The 20,261-nt window shown below is 62.4% G+C and carries 18 protein-coding genes; all 18 read left to right on the top strand.

Annotated elements, in window-relative coordinates; all coding sequences use genetic code 11:
- Nucleotides 1–1,545, top strand: a 1,545-nt coding sequence (locus DBR34_RS03530) for an undecaprenyl-phosphate glucose phosphotransferase (RefSeq protein ID WP_258223639.1), incomplete at its 5' end; no start/stop codon positions are given.
- A gap of 111 nt (nt 1,546–1,656) precedes the next feature.
- A complete protein-coding gene (locus DBR34_RS03525) occupies nt 1,657–2,793 on the top strand; it encodes a glycosyltransferase (RefSeq protein WP_128095726.1) in 1,137 nt (378 codons plus the stop codon).
- Nucleotides 2,794–2,929: 136 nt separating this feature from the next.
- On the top strand, nt 2,930–3,706 hold the full coding sequence (gene rfbF / locus DBR34_RS03520; protein ID WP_128095725.1) for a glucose-1-phosphate cytidylyltransferase: 777 nt from the start codon (nt 2,930–2,932) through the stop codon (nt 3,704–3,706).
- 4 nt (nt 3,707–3,710) lie between these two features.
- A complete protein-coding gene (gene rfbG / locus DBR34_RS03515; protein ID WP_128095724.1) occupies nt 3,711–4,778 on the top strand; it encodes a CDP-glucose 4,6-dehydratase in 1,068 nt (355 codons plus the stop codon).
- 27 nt (nt 4,779–4,805) lie between these two features.
- Entirely contained in the window at nt 4,806–5,384 is a 579-nt protein-coding gene (rfbC, locus tag DBR34_RS03510) for a dTDP-4-dehydrorhamnose 3,5-epimerase (RefSeq protein ID WP_128095723.1), read from the top strand.
- A gap of 1 nt (nt 5,385) precedes the next feature.
- A complete protein-coding gene (locus DBR34_RS03505; RefSeq protein WP_128095722.1) occupies nt 5,386–6,285 on the top strand; it encodes an NAD(P)-dependent oxidoreductase in 900 nt (299 codons plus the stop codon).
- Entirely contained in the window at nt 6,282–7,181 is a 900-nt protein-coding gene (locus DBR34_RS03500; protein ID WP_128095721.1) for a glycosyltransferase family A protein, read from the top strand. The genes DBR34_RS03505 and DBR34_RS03500 overlap by 4 nt, the downstream gene beginning before the upstream one ends.
- Nucleotides 7,182–7,193: 12 nt before the next feature.
- Nucleotides 7,194–8,255: an acyltransferase gene (locus DBR34_RS03495; protein ID WP_128095720.1), complete on the top strand. Its 1,062-nt coding sequence runs from the start codon at nt 7,194–7,196 to the stop codon at nt 8,253–8,255.
- A gap of 113 nt (nt 8,256–8,368) precedes the next feature.
- Entirely contained in the window at nt 8,369–9,766 is a 1,398-nt protein-coding gene (locus tag DBR34_RS03490) for an oligosaccharide flippase family protein (protein ID WP_128095719.1), read from the top strand.
- Nucleotides 9,763–11,127, top strand: coding sequence for a hypothetical protein (locus DBR34_RS03485; RefSeq protein ID WP_128095718.1), 1,365 nt, complete (start codon nt 9,763–9,765; stop codon nt 11,125–11,127). Before DBR34_RS03490 ends, DBR34_RS03485 begins: the two co-directional genes overlap by 4 nt.
- Nucleotides 11,117–11,974, top strand: a complete 858-nt coding sequence (locus tag DBR34_RS03480; protein WP_181393888.1) for an aldo/keto reductase — start codon at nt 11,117–11,119, stop codon at nt 11,972–11,974. The genes DBR34_RS03485 and DBR34_RS03480 overlap by 11 nt, the downstream gene beginning before the upstream one ends.
- 21 nt (nt 11,975–11,995) lie before the next feature.
- Nucleotides 11,996–13,285 (top strand): Gfo/Idh/MocA family oxidoreductase, encoded by a 1,290-nt coding sequence (locus DBR34_RS03475; protein ID WP_128095716.1) that lies wholly within the window; start codon nt 11,996–11,998, stop codon nt 13,283–13,285.
- A gap of 64 nt (nt 13,286–13,349) precedes the next feature.
- Nucleotides 13,350–15,110 (top strand): heparinase II/III-family protein, encoded by a 1,761-nt coding sequence (locus DBR34_RS03470; RefSeq protein WP_128095715.1) that lies wholly within the window; start codon nt 13,350–13,352, stop codon nt 15,108–15,110.
- The gene (locus DBR34_RS03465) at nt 15,091–16,293 is read left to right on the top strand and encodes a glycosyltransferase (protein WP_128095714.1); all 1,203 of its coding nucleotides are present in this window, start codon (nt 15,091–15,093) and stop codon (nt 16,291–16,293) included. Before DBR34_RS03470 ends, DBR34_RS03465 begins: the two co-directional genes overlap by 20 nt.
- Nucleotides 16,290–17,216, top strand: a complete 927-nt coding sequence (locus DBR34_RS03460; RefSeq protein WP_128095713.1) for an acyltransferase family protein — start codon at nt 16,290–16,292, stop codon at nt 17,214–17,216. Before DBR34_RS03465 ends, DBR34_RS03460 begins: the two co-directional genes overlap by 4 nt.
- 52 nt (nt 17,217–17,268) lie before the next feature.
- Nucleotides 17,269–18,309: a UDP-glucose 4-epimerase GalE gene (gene galE / locus DBR34_RS03455; protein ID WP_128095712.1), complete on the top strand. Its 1,041-nt coding sequence runs from the start codon at nt 17,269–17,271 to the stop codon at nt 18,307–18,309.
- Nucleotides 18,310–18,532: 223 nt separating this feature from the next.
- Nucleotides 18,533–20,065 (top strand): aldehyde dehydrogenase family protein, encoded by a 1,533-nt coding sequence (locus DBR34_RS03450; RefSeq protein WP_128095711.1) that lies wholly within the window; start codon nt 18,533–18,535, stop codon nt 20,063–20,065.
- The coding region (locus DBR34_RS03445; RefSeq protein WP_128095710.1) for an SDR family NAD(P)-dependent oxidoreductase at nt 20,065–20,261 on the top strand (197 nt) is incomplete at its 3' end. The genes DBR34_RS03450 and DBR34_RS03445, both read left to right, overlap by 1 nt.

Raw genomic sequence — 20,261 nt, 5'->3', positions numbered from 1 at the left:
ATAGCTGATCGATTTTGCAACCGCCGTCACGTTACGCGCCTTCAAACCGGCATGCTGTTTGCAGGAGCGGCCCGAGAAGCTGGGCTGCCAGGCGTCGCCACTTCAATCAAGGAAGATCAGAACATGTGGATCGCGCCGTCACGCCACCACTCAGGGCTTTGGAACATCGCGGCCGGCCGTTTTGGCACCGCGCTTGGGCTCATTCTTCGCCTGGGGGACCCGCTTCTTCTCATTGCCGGCGCCTTCGTCGCGTATGCGTGGCGTTTCGGGCATTTCCACATGCCCGTCGACTACTGGCGGCTGGTGGCCATTACGTCTTTGTTTGCCGTGCTGGTCCTGGGAGCCTCCAGGCTCTACGGCAGCTGGCGTGGGCGCGGACTGGTCGCCGAATTTGCCCAGTTGCTGTTGAAGTGGGTCATTATTTTTTGCGCCCTGGTGGCGTACACAACGGCGATCCAGGTCACCGACGAGCTGTCTCGCCTGTGGCTGGCCACCTGGTTTGCAGCAAGCCTGGCCGGTGTCATGACGCTGCGTGTGCTGATCCGGATCGGCTCGGCCTGGGTGCGATCGCGGGGAATGGACCTGCGCAGTGCAGTGATTGTCGGCGCAAATCCTGATGCCCAGCACATCATCAACACCCTGCGGGACAACAGCTGGACCGGCATCACGGTCAGCGGCTGGTTTGCTGCCGAATCCGACCGCTGCACCCTGGACGGGGTGGCTGCATTGGGCAGCATTGAGGGGCTGGGAAGCTTCGTCGAAACCCAACAGATCGACCAGGTCTGGATTGCACTTCCCATGCGCGATGAGGCGCAGATCACCGCTGCCCTGAATCAGCTGCAGCATTCCACGGCCGACGTGAAGTTCGTGCCGGACATGTTCGGCCTGCACCTCATGAACCATTCCGTGGAACAGGTCGCCGGCCTGCCCGTGATCAATCTGCAGCAGACGCCCCTCCAAGGCGGTGCCCGGCTTCTCAAGGCAGTCGAGGACCGCGTGCTCGCCGCGCTGATCCTGCTGATCATCTCCCCGATCATGCTTGCCATCGCAGCCGCCGTGAAGATCAGCTCGCCCGGCCCGGTGTTCTATCGACAAGAGCGTATGAGCTGGAACAACAAGACGTTCTGGATGCTGAAATTCCGCTCCATGCCCGTGGACGCCGAACAATCCACCGGCGCGGTGTGGGCCAGATCGGGGGAGAGTCGCGCCACGCGCATCGGCAGCCTGCTTCGCAAAACCAGCCTGGACGAGCTCCCCCAGTTCATCAATGTCCTGTTCGGCGATATGTCCATCGTTGGGCCGCGCCCGGAACGCCCGGTCTTCGTGCACCAGTTCAAGAATGAAATCCCGGCCTATATGAAGAAGCACATGGTCAAGGCCGGCATCACCGGCTGGGCCCAGGTGAACGGATGGCGTGGCTCTACGGATCTGCAGAAGCGCATCGAATGCGACCTCTTCTACATTGAGAACTGGTCGCTTTGGTTTGATCTCAAGATCGTTTTCATGACTCTATTCAAGGGATTCGTGCACAAGAACGCATACTGAGAAATCTGCCGCGCCGCACTTGCCGACAGAGGTGCCACACCTCACGGTGCCTTGCTGCGCGAGTCCTTTCGATGTATCGACCGGCCTGCCAACGCCCCTTTATTGCCCGACATGCTCATTACCCTGCTCATCCTGTTCACCGTCAGCTGCATTCTGGCAGTGATGTATCCCTACCTCATCTACCCTGCCGTACTCGCTGCGTCGAAGGCCCGGCCCGTTCGCCTGGGACCATCGGACTGCGGAGATGGCGCTGACTTCACTCTGTTGTTCTGCGCCTACAACGAAGCGTCCGCCATGCCACAGAAGCTGGCCAATCTCAGGGAACTGCGCCGGCAGTACCCGGCGATGCAGTTCATGGCCTTCGACGACGGCTCTGCCGATGGCACCGCCGACCTGATCGCGCAGGGCGCGCCGTTCGTCACGCTGGTGCGTGGCGGCGGCAGGAACGGAAAGGCGCACGGCATGAAGCTGATGGCCGGCCAGGCAACGTCCCGCTATCTCATCTTTACCGACGCCAATGTGCTGCTGGATCTCCAGGCACCCCGCGCGCTCTTCGCATGCTATGCCGACCAAGAGGTTGGCGGCGTCTGCGGTGCCCTCCATTATCTGGGCGCAGATGGATCGGCGACCGCTGCTGTGGGCGGGCTCTATTGGCGGCTGGAAGAGAAGATCAAGGACCTTGAGTCCCGTAGCGGCAGCGTGATGGGCGCCGATGGCTCCATCTTCTCAATCCGCACAGCGCTGTATCCCAGTTTTCCCGATACCGTGCTCGACGACTTCACCGTCTCGATGGAAGTTGTCTTCAGGGGCTTGCGGTTGATCAAGTGCAACGATGTCGTTGCCTATGAGCAACTGGTTTCGGTGCGTGCCGACGAATTTGCGCGCAAGGTGCGCATTTCCGCGCGCGCGTTTCACACCCACGCAGTTCTGGCTCCAAAGCGACGCCAACTGACGTCCGACAACCGATTCCGCTACTTCTCGCACAAGACGTTGCGCTGGTTCGGCGGGGCCTTCCTGTTGGCGGGTGCAGCGGCCGGCGTGGTAGCCCTCAGCCTGCTCTGGCCCTTGCTTGGGATGGTGAGCGTGCTCGTGCTCATCGCCGTGGCGATCGTGGGCACCAAGATGACCAGGGGACCACTCTCCTCACTTGTGGAGGTCGTGCTCGCGATGCTGGCCACGTTGCAGGGGGTCGCGCGTGCAGTGCGGGGGCAGACATTCGCGGTATGGAATCCGGCAAAGTCTCGTTGAAACCGGGCAGCATGCCCGGCAGGAAGGCAGCGACGGTGCGAAAATCCCGCACGTGAGAGCTGCACGGATACAAGCTGCCGCACGGAAGCAACACAGCTGCACCACACGATTTGTCGAGAATTTTCCAGGAGAAAGCATGAAAGCAGTCATCCTCGCGGGTGGATTGGGAACGCGTTTGGCCGAAGAGACGGCCGTGCGACCGAAGCCGATGGTTGAGGTCGGCGGCCATCCTATCCTCTGGCACATCATGAAGATCTACTCGGCCCATGGCATCAACGAGTTCATCGTGTGCCTGGGGTACAAGGGTTACTACGTGAAGGAGTTCTTCGCGAACTACGCCTTGCACAACTCCTCGATCACCGTCGACATAGCCAAGCGTTCACTGGAGTTCAATGGTGATTCGCAGCTCCCACCGTGGAAGGTTCACCTCGTGGATACCGGCACCGAGTCGATGACCGGCGGCCGACTGCGCCGTGTTCGGGAGTACCTCGACAAGGATGAGCCGTTCTGCATGACCTACGGCGATGGCGTTGCCGACATCGACATCAGCTCGCTGCTGGCATTCCACAACGCCCATGGCAAGGACGCCACGCTGACGTCGGTACGCCCTGCGGGCCGCTTTGGCGCCACGGTCATCCAGGACGGGAAGGTCACCGAGTTCACCGAAAAGCCGGCCGGTGACGGTGCGCAGATCAACGGTGGGTTCTTCGTCCTGCACCCTCGCGTCATCGACAGGATCGCGGGTGACAGCACGATCTGGGAACGCGAGCCGCTGGAAGGCCTCGCACGCGACGGTGAGCTCGCCGCCTTCGAGCACAAGGGCTTCTGGCAGCCCATGGACACGCTCCGGGACAAACAGTCCCTGGAAGCGCTTTGGGACGCCGGCAAGGCCCCGTGGAAGATGTGGGACTAAGCATATGCCGAACCGTGATTTTTGGAGCAAGCAACGCGTATTCCTGACCGGGCACACCGGCTTCAAGGGCAGTTGGACCGCGCTCTGGTTGGCCCGCATGGGCGCGCAGGTGCACGGCTACTCGCTGGCGCCCGAGACCACCCCCAATCTGCATGACCTGATCGGCAACGCCAAGGGCATGACCTCCACCATCGGCGACATCCGCGAACCTCTCGCACTACAGCGTGCGGTGGATGCCTGCGACCCTACGGTGGCGATCCATATGGCGGCCCAACCCCTGGTCCGTCGCTCCTATCGGGAGCCGGCAGAAACCTACGACGTCAATGTCATGGGTACGCTGCACGTGCTGAACGCGCTTCGCCGCGCCCCCCATCTGCGCGCGATCCTCGTCGTCACCACGGACAAGGTCTATTTGAACGACGACTCCGGCCGTCCGTTCATTGAAACCGATCCACTGGGCGGTCACGACCCCTACTCCAGCTCCAAGGCGGCGTGCGAGGAACTGGTCTCCTGTTACCGGCAGAGCTACTTCGAAGAGGCCGGGATCCGCGTGGTCACGGCGCGTGCCGGCAACGTGGTCGGCGGCGGCGACTGGTCGGAGGATCGCCTGATCCCCGACATCTGGCGCGCCATGCTCGCCGGCCAGCCAGTGACCTTGCGCAACCCCGGCAGTACCCGGCCGTGGCAGCATGTCCTGGACCCGGTGTCCGGCTATCTGGATTACGTCGAGGCACTGGCATCGGAGGGCACCGTGGCGCTCCCCAATGCACTGAACCTCGCGCCCGCGACAGACTCCCCAATGAGTGTTCAGGCAGTCACTGAAACGCTCGGGCAGGCACTGGGCATGCGCGAAACATGGCGTCTCGACGACGGTGACAATCCGGTGGAGATGACGATGTTGACCCTGGACGCCTCGCTGGCCACCCGCGTGCTCGGCTGGCATCCACGCCTGACCGGGCGCCAAGCCGTCGAATGGTCTGCTGACTGGTACATCCGGCAGCACCAAGGGCAGGATGCGACCGCCCTCACCCTTGCCCAGATCGATGAATACGAAGGACTGGCGACGCGCTGAGCGCGCCTCCGGAAAGGAAACGACACCATGAAGTTCACCCCCGCCCCGCTGGATGGCGTGTACCTGATCGATCTGGAGCCCCGCAGCGATGATCGCGGCTTCTTCTCGCGCCTCTTCTGTCAAGACGAGTTCGCAGCGCATGGACTGGAGACGAACTTTCTGCAGTTCAACACCTCGTTCACCCGAGCGCGTCACACCCTGCGCGGCCTCCACTATCAGCTCGGCGACTCTGCCGAGGTGAAAGTTGTCAAATGCACGGCCGGCAGCCTGTACGACGTCGTGCTGGACCTACGCCCGGACTCGCCCAGCTTCGGCAAGTGGTTCGGCGCAGAACTGAGCGCGGAAAACCGCCGGATGATGTATGTTCCCCGCGGCTGCGCCCACGGCTTCATGTCGCTCACCGACGATGTCGAAATGCTCTATTTCGTCAGTGCGGCATACAACGGCAAGAACGAGCGCTGTGTCCGCTGGAACGACCCGCGTTTCGGCGTGGAGTTCCCTCACGCGCCGCTTTCGATCTCCGAGAAGGACGCTGCCGCTCCGGACTTCGACCCAGCATGGCACCTGGATGCCGGCGTCACCAACACCCCATTCCCGCGGAGCTGAAATGCGCATTCTGCTCACCGGCGCCAGCGGCCTCATTGGACAGGCCGTGCACAGGAATCTCTCCCAGGACAACGAGGTAATCACCCTCGGCCGCAGCGCGCGCGCGGACGTACGCCTCGACCTGGCTGACGTGGACGGACTGAACTCAGTGGCGCTGCCGGCGGCAGATGCCCTGGTCCACTGCGCCGGCATCGTCGACGAGGACTTCCGCGAAGATCCCGTCCGTGCGGCCAGAATGGCCATGTTCGGCGCGGGTGCGCTGGCGCGTCAGGCCGTTGCGGCGGGCGCCACGCGTCTTGCCTACATTTCCTCGGCACATGTGTACGGTCCGATGCTGGGCCACATCGACGAGCGCTCACCGCCGAACCCGGTATCGGACTATGCGATCTCGCACTACGCCACCGAACAGGTCTTTCGACGGTATGCACAGGGTGCAGTGACCGCCGCCGCATTCCGGCCATGCGCCGTGTTCGGCAACCTGGGGGACCTTGACGCATTCCGTCGTTGGACACTGATTCCCTTCTCCTTCCCACGCGAAGCGGTACTGGATCGTCGCATCGTCATCCGCTCGACCGGACAGCAGCGACGCAACTTCGTGGGAACCGACGACATCGCGGACAGCGTACGGCGCTGGCTGGATGCCTCACCTTCTGTCTGGCAGGTAGTCAATCCCGTTGGGGCCATGTCCTGCACGGTGTTCGAGTTCGCCCAGCGGTGCGCTGCCATCTCCGATGAGCTGGCCGCGGGTAGCTGTATCGTCGAGCGTCAGCAGCCAAACGGACCGCAGGCCGGAGATGGTTTTGAGTACGCATCCACCCTGCAGCCGACCACGGCTCGTCAGTCCATTGACGACTTTGCCCGCGGATTGATGAGCCAGCTTCTGCTCAAGGCCATGCCATGACGCCGCGCCTGACCATCGGTCTTATCATCTACAACGGCGTGGACATTGCACGCCGTTGTATCGACAGCCTTATCGGGCAGACCTACACGGACTTCGTCCTGTTGATCCACGACAATGGGTCGACCGACGGCACCAGCGAGATCTGCGCCGAGTACGCGGCCCGTGACCCTCGCGTGCGACACGTGCGACACCCGCAGACCATTCCCCAAAGCGATAACTTTCGCGGCGTACTGATGTCTGCGGACAGCGAGTACTACATGTGGGCAGCGGACGACGATATCTGGTCGCCGCGGTTCGCCGAGCTGTGTATCGCCCAGCTCGACGTCAACCCCGATGCGGTGGCATGCTGCACCGAGGTGAACTTCCGTTACCCCGATGGCGATGTACGCCGTGCACGCGGTACGTTTCCCATCGTCGGCACGCCCGACGAGCGGGTGCGCACCTACCTGCACAATCCGCGCGACAGCGCCCGGCTTTACGGCGTGTACCGCACCAAGGCACTCCAGGCCAGCTATCCGGCCGGACTGAACATGTTTGGCTACGATTGGCTGGTGGTCTGCCTGAGCATGCTTCACGGCAACCACCTGCAGGTCGACGGCGTGCAGCTTCTGCGCAGCGGGCATGCGCCAGGAAAGTACTTCGAGCGCTATGACCGTCATTTCGTACGCGATACGGGCCTGGTCGGACGCCTGTCCTGGTTCCTGCCGCTATTGCCTCTGTCGCAGGCCCTGAAGGCTCACCTTCCCCGCAGCGCATGGAAGGCTTCACGGCTTCGCGTTGCGCGGCTCAATCTGATCCAGCTGCTGTTGTTGCTGAAGTGGAAGTGGCCCGTACTGAACAATACGTTCTTGCTTGCGCGGAAAGTCGATCGCCTCTTTACCAAGAAGCAACCCTAGCGGAGCCGTGTCGTGAGCATCTCGCCACATCTTGACAACAACTTCAACCTGCTTCGGTTGGTCGCGGCATCATCCGTCATCTTTTCGCATGCCTATGACATCACCTCGGGGCTGCATGATCCGCTGAGCGCCGGAATCGGCTATTCCGCCGGTTGGGTTGCCGTGTCTGCGTTCTTCTCCATGAGCGGGTACCTCATATACAAGTCGTCGCTTCGCACGCCTTCTGCTGCCGATTACATGGCCGCCCGCTGCCTTCGGATCCTTCCGGGGCTCTGGGCCATGCTCATCATTACAACGTTGGCACTTTCGTCAATCTCGGCACTTTCCCTGATGGACTACCTGGGAACGTCCGAAACGTGGGAGTACATCCTCGGCAACGCGATCATGTACATGCCTCGCTACGAACTGCCCGGGGTATTCCTGGGCAACCCGTTGGCCGGCGTGATCAATGGGTCACTATGGACCCTGCGATTCGAGTTCACCTGCTACATCCTGGTCATCGCTCTCAGCGTCAGCGGAGTTTTTTCCCGCGAGCGCTGGTTCCGGCTGTTTGCAGTAGTCGCCGTTGCAGGGTATCTGGCGTTCATTGCCCATGCGCAGCTGACGAATGTCACCCAATCAGCGCTCTTTGACGGAAACAGTGCCGCCAAGTTCCATCGGCTGGGTTTCGCGTTTCTGCTTGGCATGTTCTTCGCTCGCTACCGCGATGGCATGCCTGTTTCATGGGGGATGCTCCTGGGCGTGTACCTGGCCGCAGCGGTCCTATGGCCGACCCCCCTGTTCCAGCCCGCCCTCATCGCGGCGATTGCGGTCACCTGCTTCAAGATTGCCTTCGCGCCAATGCCCTCGCTTGACTGGGCGAAAACAATGCCCGATGTCAGCTACGGCGTGTACATCTACGCGTTTCCTGTCCAACAGGTATTCGCGTACGCCTTTCCACAGTGGAGTCCTTTGCAGAATTCCCTCGCAAGCCTTCCCGCCACGCTTCTGCCGGCAATTCTCTCCTGGTATCTGGTGGAGAAGCCCGCCTTGAGGCTCAAGGGAAAGTTTGTCTTCACACGCGCACGCGCTTGACCTGCCCTGCCCTGCCATCTGACCTCGAGAGCACGTCGCGTGGCATTGCAGACTGATCCGCACATCGAAACAGATCTGCCGTCATTGCACGGGAAGCAAAGAGACCACACCCATTGAACCTGAAGCGAAACTCTCTTTTCTCAGCGGCCGAAGTCGTCGTTGGTGGACTGGGACTGTTCATCATCTACCGAAGCGTCGTCGCTGAGCTTGGCGTCGCCATGCTTGGCGTCTGGTCGATAGTGCTTGCCACTACCGCATTCGGACGGATAGCCGACGTCGGCATCGCTGCTGGCCTGTCCAGGTTCATTGCCGCTGCACGTGGGCGACAGGACCATGTCCAGGTCTCGCTCTACTTCTGGACAGCGCTTTCCACCATCGCCATTCTCATGGCGGTCATCGCGCTTCTCGGGTGGCTGCCATTGAATGCCGCGCTGGGCTTTGCTCTGAGCGGCGTGGAGCTGACCGCAGCCCGGCAACTGCTACCCTGGGCGCTGTTCACCTTCTGGCTGCTCAACATCAATGCGGGACTGGCCGCCACGCTACTCGGCATTCAACGGTCGGATTTGCGCGCCCTTTCCTCCATTGGGGGCATGATCATCCAGGTGGTCGCGTCCTATCTCCTGGTCAAGTCACACGGGTTGCTCGGACTCGCCTGGGCACAGTCTGCCCAATACCTCTTTACCATTGCGGCGTCGGCCATGTTCGCGCGCAAGTCCCGCGCCATACTGGGTCCTCCCCGCTTCTCAGGTCTGGTCTTGAAGGAGCTGTTCGGCTTTGGCGCAAAGCTGCAGATCGGTACGATCGCCAACCTTCTGTTTGAGCCCCTCTCCAAACTGGTCCTTGGAGCAGTGGCAGGCCCCGCATCCGTCGGCATCTTCGAGATGGCATATCGAATGGTCTATCAGATCCGGACAGTCGCGATCATGGCACTCCAGAACCTCGTGCCTGCCTTTGCCGAGCTCTCTCAGCGGGATTCCACGGCAAGCAGCGCGCTCTTCATCAAGAGCAATCGCGTCGCCGCCCTCGCAGGAGGATCGCTCATGATCGCAGCCATTGGCGTGGCGCCATTGGTGTCCGTTCTGTGGCTGCAGGCATACTCGAGCGAGTTCATGTTGCTGGTCGCGATGATCTCGGTCTGCTGGCTGATCAACATCCTCTGTGCACCCTCTTACTTCTGGGGAATAGCGCACGGCACCATCAATGCGAACATCGGCGGACAGCTGCTCACCGGCATCCTGTCTCCTGCGCTGGCTTACCTTCTTGGCAGCCAGTATGGACCGACTGCGGCAGTGATTGGCATCCTCGCCGGCAAGGCCATCGGCGACATTCTGCCTGCCATATTCAACCGTCCGGCCCCCGCCTGGTCGAGTGCCGGCGCCGTACAGCCGTGGAACCTGCTGGCCCTGTCCGCGACCCTTCTTTCGGCCACCTTCGCACACCATCTGTGGGGGAGAATGGCCGGTGATTTCCTCTCGTCGCACGACGCACTTAAATTGATTACGTCATCATGAATCACGTCTACGCAACGCCCAACGCACATGGAAGCTTCAGCCGCTCGACAGTGGGGCTGGCTCTGCTGATTGCGTTCTTCGTCGGCGCACATCTCAGACTGTCCATCTACAGCGGCGGCAGCGTACTGGTTCCCCAGTTCATCTGCCTGGCAGCCGGCGCCGCGCTTGCAGCGCTGTATCACAGGGCGCTTCTCAAGGCGCTACCGCTGATGCTTCTGCTTGCTGCGGCACTGGTCCTTGCTCCCATCCTGAACTTCCCTTTCCTGTCCACCTCCGCAGTGTTTGAGACATACAAGGGCAGCATCCAGTTGTTGGTGTCGATGACGCTCATGCTCGCCGTTGCCGCGCTGGTAACTACCGTTGAGCCAGCACGGCTCGCCAGGCTTTCCACGCGCCTGTGGCTGTTCTTTGTGCTGCTTGCACTTCTTGAATTTGTCGCCTTGCGAGAGGTTTTCGAGGCCATCAGTCAGGCGATCTACTCCGCATCTGGCCGTGGCGTGTACAACGGCGTCGAGCGCGATCAGCTCATGTATGGCCAGATCCGGCCCAAGGTCATGGCCACCGAACCCTCGTTCCTGGCCACGACGCTGCTCTGCCTGTGCACCATGGCTATCCTCAGCATGCGCTCGGCGGGGAAGCCGCACGCGGTGAGGAATGGCCTGCTCATGCTGGCGGTTACCTACCTGGTCTGTCCCAGCATGATCATCGTGTTCTTCATGGCCGCCATCGCCACGTGGATGTACTGGCCGCGGACAAAGAAGGGGCGTGCATTGGTCCTGTTCCTTCTGGGCGGCGCGCTGGTTTCGACGCTGATCGCGCAGTCGTATATGACCCAGCTCGCCGCCCTCAGCAAGCTGGCGCTCGGTGATCACGGTGCCACTGGCAGCTTCTTTGGACGCATCGCCGTGGGACCAAGCGTCGGCATCGACGTTCTGGAGCGCTACCCGTTGCTGGGCGTAGGTGTCGGTAATGCAGAGGCTGCGCGCCCGATCATCGACAGCAACTGGCTCAACAAGGGTGCTTTCGCTCTGTTCCCCTGGTTCGCAGACCCGACGCTGCGGGCGAACGATCTGATGTCGAACGGATTTTGGTGGCAGTGGATCTACATGGGGGCAGTCGGCGGCCTCCTGTTCATGGCCCTGACCAAGGCATTGCTGCGCACGATGGGGGTGGCCCTTCCGTTCCGGGCGATCGTGTGTGCGTGGATTGTATGGTACGCCGGTGCGGCATTCGTCGATCCGATCTCCTGGTTCGCACTGGCGATATTCTGTATTCCGCCTCGCGCGGATGCCGAACCTGAGACCCCCGTTCCGGACCTGGGTGGCGCTGCAGTGGCGCCGGGAGCAACGCATGCACGATGATTCCCGCACGCCGCCCGCCCGGTTGGGCCTGGGATGCAGCCGACTCGGATCGGTCAACGGGGTGGCTGGTTCAGATGCCACCCGCCTGCTTGCCGCCGCTTTGGAGGAGGGCTATCGATTCTTCGATACGTCCAACGTATATGGCCAGGGCGATAGCGAGCGGCTATTAGGCAACGTTATCGGTAACCGCAGTGACTGCCTGGTGTGCACCAAGGGAGGCAAGTATCTGCCCTTCTCCAAGCGCATGCTGGTACCGGTAAAAGGCCTGATCCGGCTCGCCGCACGCCGATCCAACGCGGCACGAAACGGCGTAAGCAGTCTGCGTAGTCAGCCGCTGCCCACGCGCTGGGACATCGGCTTCATTTCTGCGGCAATCGACGGCAGTCTGCGTCGACTGCGACGCGACGCGATCGATGTCTACCTGTTGCACAGCCCGCAGGGAAGCGCGCTGGGCGATGGAGAAGCCATTCAGGCGCTGCACAACGCCCAGCAGGCCGGCAAGATCCGTGTTGTTGGCGTATCGGTCGATGACGTCGGCACGGCCGTGGCTGCGCTGGCGGATCCGCGGGTAGGCGCCCTGCAGCTTCCGCTCCATCCCGGTGCCCACGATTACGATCGGGTGCTGGCGCAAGCCTTCCGACAGGGCGTGAAGGTGATTGCCCGTGAAATTCTGGGTGGCCAGAGCGCGATTGCCGCCGCGCAGGATCCCTCGGCGTACGCCACGGCACGCATCCAGGAGCTGCACGATGATCCCCGTATCGCCACTATCCTGGTCGGCACCACCAGGATCTCCAATATGAAGGTCGCTGCGCGGGCCGCTGGCCTGACCGCCAGCACACCTGTTTGACCGCAACGTGGAAGCTGAATCGTGAACATTGCAATCGTGGGCTGCGGGTTTGTCTTCGACATCTATATGCGGACGGTCAGGGCTCATCCGGAGCTGGCCATCGTGGGCGTCTTCGATCTCAAAGCCGATCGGATGGACCGCGTGTGTGCCTACTATGGCCTTGAGCGCTATGCCTCGCTGGACGCCCTGTTGAAGGATGTCCGGGTGGATATCGTAGTGAACCTGACCAATATCGGCGCGCATTTCGACGTGAGCCGTCGCGCATTGATGGCTGGAAAGCACGTTTACAGTGAGAAGCCCATAACCCGGGATCTGCAGGAAACCCAGGAACTGTTCGCCATCGCCGCGACCAACGGCGTGCGCATGTACGGCGCGCCCTGCAATATCTACAGCGACTCGGTGAGGACGCTGTTCAAGGCAGTCGGCGACGGCGCGATCGGGAAACCGCTTCTGGTGTACGCCGAGCTGGATGACAACCCCATCCACCTGATGGAGTTCGAGAAGGTAAGAAGTCCCACGGGTGCCCCATGGCCACTTGAGGAGGAGATCCTTGAAGGCTGCACCTTTGAGCACGTGGGCTATCACCTCGTCTGGATCTGTGGCTTGCTGGGCCCCGCAACGGCGGTTACCGCCTACGCCAATGAGCTGATCGAGACCAAGGCAGCAGCCGTGCCCGGCCGCTCGGGGACGCCGGACTATTCGGTTGCTTGTCTGACGTTCGCCAATGGCGCATCGGCCCGAATCACCTGCAGCGTGGTGGCGCCCCGCGACCATCGCATGCGCGTGATCGGCACTGAAGGAGAGGTATCTACCGATAGCTACCGCCAGTACCGTTCCCCGGTCCACCTGGAGCGCTATTCAAAAGGCAGCCTGAGTGCGCGCAAGCTGCAGGTGCTGCGCAACAGCCGGCTGTTGGGCAGGCTGTTCGGCATCGGCGGTCGCCGCATGCGACTGGTACGGAACTGGAAGTCCGACGCGGTGGAAAGAGACCAATCGGTGCGTTCTTCCCTACGAGCCCGCGTCAAGGAATGGGTCCGTCGCAAGGAGGTTTACGCGCAGGACAAGTTCGTCGGCATTGCCGAGATGGCACGCGAGATAAGGGGCGGACAGCCGCAGTATCTGTCACCCGACTTCATCGCCCATCTGAACGAACTGACGCTGCTGATCCAGGGCGCAGGTCCTGAGGGCTTGGCGACGCGTCCCACCACAACGTTCGCACCACTTGGTCCACTGCCAGGCACGCAGGACTACGGAACCCGGTATCTGGAGCGCCTCCACCCCACCCTGCTGGAGCGGATCGCCTCCCGATGAAGCACGGGACGCCGATGACATTCTATCGGCGCCCTCCAAGGACGGATGCAACTGGACGACTACTTTGGAAATCAATCTACGAACTTTGCAAGCCGCATCGCGGCTTGATGCGAAGATGTCTGGGTATCATCTCAAGCGCGTGCTTCGCAACGTCCTTGCCCGGCAGTTCCCCAATGCCTACGCGCGACGCCTTGAGCGGCTCAGTACACGCGTGCCTGCCATCGCCTCGCGCGTCACCGAAGCAACTGGAACGGCCGTGGCGTTCGTCTCCCGGTTCTATCGTGATGAGTACCTGGACGATATGGATGATGTGGCCCGCGGCCACTTCACCTTCTTCGGTCAATCCGTGGATTTCGGCAGTATCGGAGCGATCGACTGGCACCACACCATCGCCGTCGAGAAGGATCTGCATCTCTGGCGGATGAAGCTCGCGCACCTGGGGTTCATCTGCCCCATGCTGCTATCCGGCACGGTCACGCATCACCAAGCCGTCGAAGCGATCCTGACACGCTTCAATGCCAGCAGTAGCTTCGCGGTGAGCGGATGCTTCAGTTCTTATTGGTTCCCGTACAGTGCGTCGCACCGGATACTCAGCGTACTCAGTGGCTACCTTGTCGCACGCCAGGAGCGTACGCTCGAACCCTCACTGGTCGCCGCCGTCGAGGCGTTCCTCCGCCGCGATGTCGCCTTCGTGCTTGACACCATCGAGCATGAGCTCAAGAACAATCACGTCGAGCGCAATCTGGCGGCGCTGTGTCTGTACTACAGCCACGCCGAAGAAGTTCCGACGTCGATCGCGGCGCGCCTGAACCGCGACGTTCATCGGATCATTCTGGATTGTGTCCTCGAAGACGGACTGCTTTCCGAGCGCTCGGCCATGTACCAAGGCCTGACCGTCATGGCCTTGCGCGTATTCCAGGACACCCCGTTTCTGGACGCCACCACGCGCGAACTTGCCCGCGAGCGCCTCGCCCTGGCCGAGCACGCGTGGGCGGTGATGTCGCATCCGGATGGCGAGATTGCACTGTTCAACGACAGTTGGTTCGGCGAGGTTCCGCCGATTGGTGCATTGATGGCGCCCCCTTCACTGCAGCCGCTTGAAGTGTTGCGACATGCCGGTTACGCCCGCCTGCAGGATGAAACGTGCTTCGCCTTGTTTGATGCCGGTCCGATTGGTCCGTACTGGAATCCCGGGCACGGCCACGCCGACTTCCTGGCGGTGGAGATCGATCTGCGCGGCAGAAGGTTCATCGTGGATCCAGGCACTTACCAGTACTCCACAGGCGAGCGCAGACGTTTCGAGCGCTCGGCCGCCAGCCACAATGGTCCAGGCTGGCATGAGGTCGAGCCGGTCGAGTACAGCGGCTGTTTCAAGGTAGGCCGGATGAGCAAGGCGCAGCTGACCGAGTGTGGCCCGGTCGTGGGCGGACATCGCGTCGCCGGGGCGCTGAATCTCAAACATGGCATCGCAGACCGCAGTGTGACGCTGCGGAACGGTTGCCTGTATGTGAACGACCGCTGGCACGGGAACCTTCCCGGACCGCGCACCAACTTGCTCATCTCCGCCGATTGGCACGTGGTCTCGCGCGAAGGAAACCATCTGCAGTTCGCACAAGACGGGATCCTCGTGGATCTGGTGATCCGCAAGGGCCGCGTCGCAGATCTCCGCGCGTCGTCCTGGGCCAGCCGCTACCTGCAGGATCGGCAGGGATGGTTGATCACACTGGAGCCCGGCGACACAGCCGAGCTGGACTGGGACGTAAGCAGTCCGGTTCCGGCCCCCAACTGCACCAAGGAACAACACGATGTCGTCCGTTCGCCGTAAGCGCATTCTCATCCTCAGCCGTCTCTTCCCGTACGCACCGGCGCGCGGCGGCGACATGAGCTACTCCAGGGGGCTGGCCATCTCGTTTGCCCACGTCGCAGACGTGACCGCAGTGGTTGCCACCAATGGCGTGCAGCCCGATGGTCCTGTCGAAAAGGACGGTGTGCGGTGGATCGTCGCAGGCGCTCCGCGCAAGGGACGCATGGGATCGGTCGCCACCCGCCTGCCCAACATTGCCTGGCGCGGACAGACCACTGCTTACACGAGGGCCGTGGCACTTGCCCTTCAGGAAGAGTGGGACGTGATCGTCATCGATCACATTGGCTCATACCATGTTCTGCCCCAGGTAATGGCGTACCGCGCCCGCCTTCCGGCAACGCGCGTCTCCTACATTTCACATGAGCACGAAGCCTCGGTGCGCGTGGAGAAGTACGCAGCGTACGGCGGCAATCCGCTGCTGCGCCTTGCCCTCAAACTGGATGGCGTCAAGGTGGGCAAGGCCGAGCTCGACCTGGTGCGATCGGTGGACCTGCTATCACTGATCAATCCCGATGATGCCGCACTCTACAAGGCCCAGTTGCCAGGTGTGCAGTACGTCACGTTGACCCCCGGCTACCAGGGCAACAGCACGGTCCAACGCGAAATCGATGCCTCGGTTCCTAGACGCGTTGTCGTTCTGGGCGGGCGTGAATCCCGTCAAAAGCAGGTGATCCTGGAGCGCTGGTTGGAGCATGCAGCGCCCGTCTTCAATCGTGCAGGCGTCGAGATGGCCGTGGTTGGGCCGATCGATGATGCACTTGGCGACACGTTGTCCAGCCGCTACCCGACCGTACGGTTCATGGGCTTTGTCGATGACATCGACGCATTCCTTGCGACCTGTCGGGCAAGTGTGGTCGCAGACTTCCTGGGCGGCGGGTTCAAGGTGCGCCTGCTGACATACGTCTTCAACCGTCTACCAATGTTTGCCATGAAAGGCGCCGTCTCCGGGCTGGGAGTGGGTGCACCCAGCGCATTTGCCGAGTTCAACGACCTGGCGGCGCTGGCACAGGGGGTCTGCGAACGCATTGATGATTTCGACTACCTCAACAGCCTGCAGAGCCATGCCTACGCGGGTACGCAGGGATGCTTCGATTGGACCGACCGTGGGGTGCGCTTTCTGAATGCGCTGGAAGCCGGCCGGTGACTGCACAGTTGATGACGGTGACGCAGCGTTCCGGGCGCAACCAAGGCATTGAGCTGGTACGCACCCTGGCTGCGTTCGCCATTGTCTGGTACCACTCGAAAGCGGTGGGAAGCGAGATCAGCTACAGCGGCCTCTCGGCGTTCCTGATGCTCACCATGCTGTTCGAGGTGGGTAGCAACTGGTCACGTCGTGTGCGGATCGCAGCGCTGGCGCGCCGCCTGCTGATTCCGTGGGCATTCTGGTTTGCGGTGTTTGGTGCCATCAACCTTGCACGCCATCAACCCTTCATATCGCTGGAGTACAGCGGGGGCTGGGTCGCCGGGGTATTCGCCGGCAGCAGCATCCACCTCTGGTACATCCCGTTCATCTTCGCCCTGATCGTAGCACTGGCGGTGGTGAAGCGCTCCGTCGATCGCCAGGTGCTGTTCTGGCTGGCAATGACGGCAACCGTGGTGAATCTGGCGACGGTCGGGCAATGGGAACCCTGGTCGCGCCAGATCGGCTATCCATTGGCGCAGTGGATGCAGGCCTCCACGGCCGTGCTGATCGGGCTGTTGATAGGCCTACACCGCAGCACCCGGTGGGGTACGCAAGCGCTTGCTGTTGCATTGATGCTGGCGGCGGCCACATGGGTGTTCTCTCCTTTACCTGGCGTGGCACTGCCGCACATGATTGCCGCCTTGGTGTTGCTGGCCGCACTGCGCTGGGGAGACCGGATCCCCGCGTCGCCCGTGATGCAGACACTGGCCAATGCAACGTTCGGGATCTACCTGTGCCATCCGATTTTCCTCGGTGCGGCCAAACAGCTTCCACTTCATGTGGCGCTCCGGGTCACGTTGGCTTTCGTGGCGTCGGCCTTGTTCGTCATCGCCTACCAGCGCTTGAGAGCGCGCCTGAAGCAACCCGCGCTCCCTGTCAACTGATCCTTGTGATGCCCCCTTCCCCCTACGATGTGTCGCACTTGGAGTTTGTTCCTTGAGTACTACCAACATTCTCATCTGCGGTGGCGCCGGCTACATCGGCAGCCACATGGCCCAATGGCTGGCCGAGCGGGGTCACACAGTTACTGTGCTGGACAACCTGTCCACCGGCCATCGAGGCGCTGTCCGCTGGGGCCGTTTGATCGAGGCCGACCTGATGGACCCCGTGGGTTTGAAACGCGCATTCAGCGGACAACGCTTCGACGCCGTGATGCACTTCTGTGCGCGGTCCCTGGTCGGTGAATCCGTCGCAGAGCCTTATCCGTACTACAGCAACAACGTGACCGGCACGCTCAATTTGCTGGAAGCCATGCGTGAGCATGACGTAAGCCAGATCGTGTTCTCTTCCACCGCTGCAGTCTTTGGCAACCCAATGACCGAGGCCATCAATGAGGAGCATCCCAAGTCTCCTATCAATCCATACGGTGCAAGCAAACTGATGGCTGAGCGTTTTCTAGCCGATGCAGCGCATGCTTACGGCCTGCGCTCGGTGACGCTGCGCTATTTCAACGCCGCAGGCGCGCTGCCGGAGCATGGCATCGGGGAAGCACACGCATGCGAGACCCACCTGATTCCCAACGTGCTTCGCGCAGCGTTGGGCCAGGGCCCAGCGCTGAAAGTGTTTGGAAACGACTACGACACCGCCGATGGAACCTGTGTGCGCGACTATGTCCATGTGCAGGACCTTGCTCAGGCGCATGCACTCGCACTCGGGTTCATGGGGCGCGAAGCGGGCGCGCACACGTTCAACCTGGGCAATGCCCACGGGTTCTCAGTGCAGGAGGTAATTGCAACTGCGGCCTCCGTCACGGGCGTTCAGATTCCCTACGATGTTGCGCCACGGCGTGCCGGTGACCCCGCCCGCCTGGTGGCCAGCAGCGAAAAAGCACGCCGGTTGCTCGGCTGGACGCCGCAATGGACGGCGCTAGAACCAATCATCGAGAGTGCTTGGCGCTGGCATCGCGACCCGCCGCCCTGGTCGCCTCATCACCCTCATGTACATGCACATGCACACGCGCTGGGCCAGATCGCCTGAACGATCCGGCGCCTGCGCCCCGTCTCCGCTGCAACATCGCTTACTTCATTGAATTTGAAAGACTTTTCTGAGCCCGCCGGGTGTGGCAGGCGCGCCTGACCACCGGCGCCCTGCTTCTGACAAGGGAAGCCCCGCTCCCCTCTGCTACCATCAGCGGTCAGCTTGCCGCCCCCCACCCTGCCAGCGGCCAGCGCCTTACAAACGCAACGCAACAGGAGTTTGCATGTCCTCTGATCTGCTCAAGGCCCTCGGCCTGGACGCGACCAACGCTGGCACCTACCTCGGCAATGGCGAGTGGTCCACCGCCACCAGCGCCGGTCTGATCACCCCGGTCAACCCGACCACCGGCGAAGCGATCGCCCAGGTCCACGCCACCACCGACGCCGACTACGAAACCATCGTGGCTCGCGCCCAGGAAGCCTTCAAGGTATGGCGCACCACCCCGGCCCCGCGCCGTGGCGAAGCCGTGCGCCTGTGCGGCGAAGCGCTGCGCGCCCACAAGGACGCGCTGGGCTCGCTGGTTGCGCTGGAAATGGGCAAGAGCAAGCCCGAGGGCGACGGCGAAGTGCAGGAGATGATCGACATCGCCGACTTCGCCGTGGGCCAGAGCCGCATGCTCTATGGCTACACCATGCATTCCGAGCGCCCCGGCCACCGCATGTACGAGCAGTACCAGCCGCTCGGCCTGGTCGGCATCATCAGCGCGTTCAACTTCCCGGTCGCGGTGTGGGCCTGGAACTCGTTCCTGGCCGCGATCTGCGGCGACGTGTGCATCTGGAAGCCGTCCAACAAGACCCCGCTGACCGCCATCGCCTCCATGCGCATCTGCAATGAAGCGCTGCGCGGCGCCGGCTTCCCGGACATCTTCTTCCTGATCAACGACGCCGGCACCGAGCTGTCGCAGAAGATGGTGGCCGACAAGCGCGTGCCGCTGATCAGCTTCACCGGCTCCACCCAGGTGGGCCGCCAGGTCGCCGAAAAGGTCGCCCACCGCCTGGGCCGTTGCCTGCTCGAGCTGGGCGGCAACAACGCCATCATCCTGGACGAAACCGCCGACCTGAAGCTGGCCATCCCGGGCATCGTGTTCGGCGCGGTCGGCACGGCCGGCCAGCGCTGCACCACCACCCGCCGCCTGATCGTGCACGAATCCATCCATGACGACGTGCTGGCCACGCTGGTCAAGGCGTACAAGCAGGTGGAAGGCAAGATCGGCGATCCGACCGACCCGGCCAACCTGATGGGCCCGCTCAACAGCGACGGCGCCGTGCAGCAGTTCCTGGCCTCGATCGAGAAGGCCAAGGCCAGTGGCGGCACCGTGGAAACCGGCGGCACCCGTATCGATCGTGCCGGCAACTTCGTCCTGCCGGCCATCGTCACCGGCCTGAAGAACAGCGATGAAGTGGTGCAGCACGAAACCTTCGCCCCGATCCTGTACGTGATGAAGTACAGCACCCTGGACGAAGCCATCGACATGCAGAACGGCGTGCCGCAGGGCCTGTCCTCGTCGATCTTCACCACCAACCTGAAGGTCGCCGAGCGCTTCCTCTCGGCGGCCGGCTCGGACTGCGGCATCGCCAACGTCAACATCGGCACGTCCGGTGCGGAGATCGGCGGTGCGTTCGGCGGCGAGAAGGACACCGGCGGTGGTCGCGAGTCCGGCTCGGATGCGTGGAAGGTCTACATGCGTCGCCAGACCAACACCATCAACTACTCCGATTCGCTGCCGCTGGCCCAGGGCATCAAGTTCGACCTGTGATGCACGCGCCCGCTGCCCCATCGCTGGATTTCACCGGCCGCCGGGTACTGGTGGCCGGCGGCAGCAAGGGCATCGGGCGGGCAATGGCGCTGGCGTTCGCCTCGGCGGGCGCCCGCGTGTCGGTCTGCGCCCGCGGTGAGCCCGGGCTCACTGCGCTGCGCACGGATGCCCAGGCCCTGGGCCTGGACATCCACAC

Origin of the sequence: Stenotrophomonas sp. HMWF003 (genome assembly GCF_003061285.1) — a bacterium.
GTDB classification, from domain to species: domain Bacteria; phylum Pseudomonadota; class Gammaproteobacteria; order Xanthomonadales; family Xanthomonadaceae; genus Stenotrophomonas; species Stenotrophomonas maltophilia_AP.
This window is presented reverse-complemented; position numbering and strand designations above follow the sequence as displayed.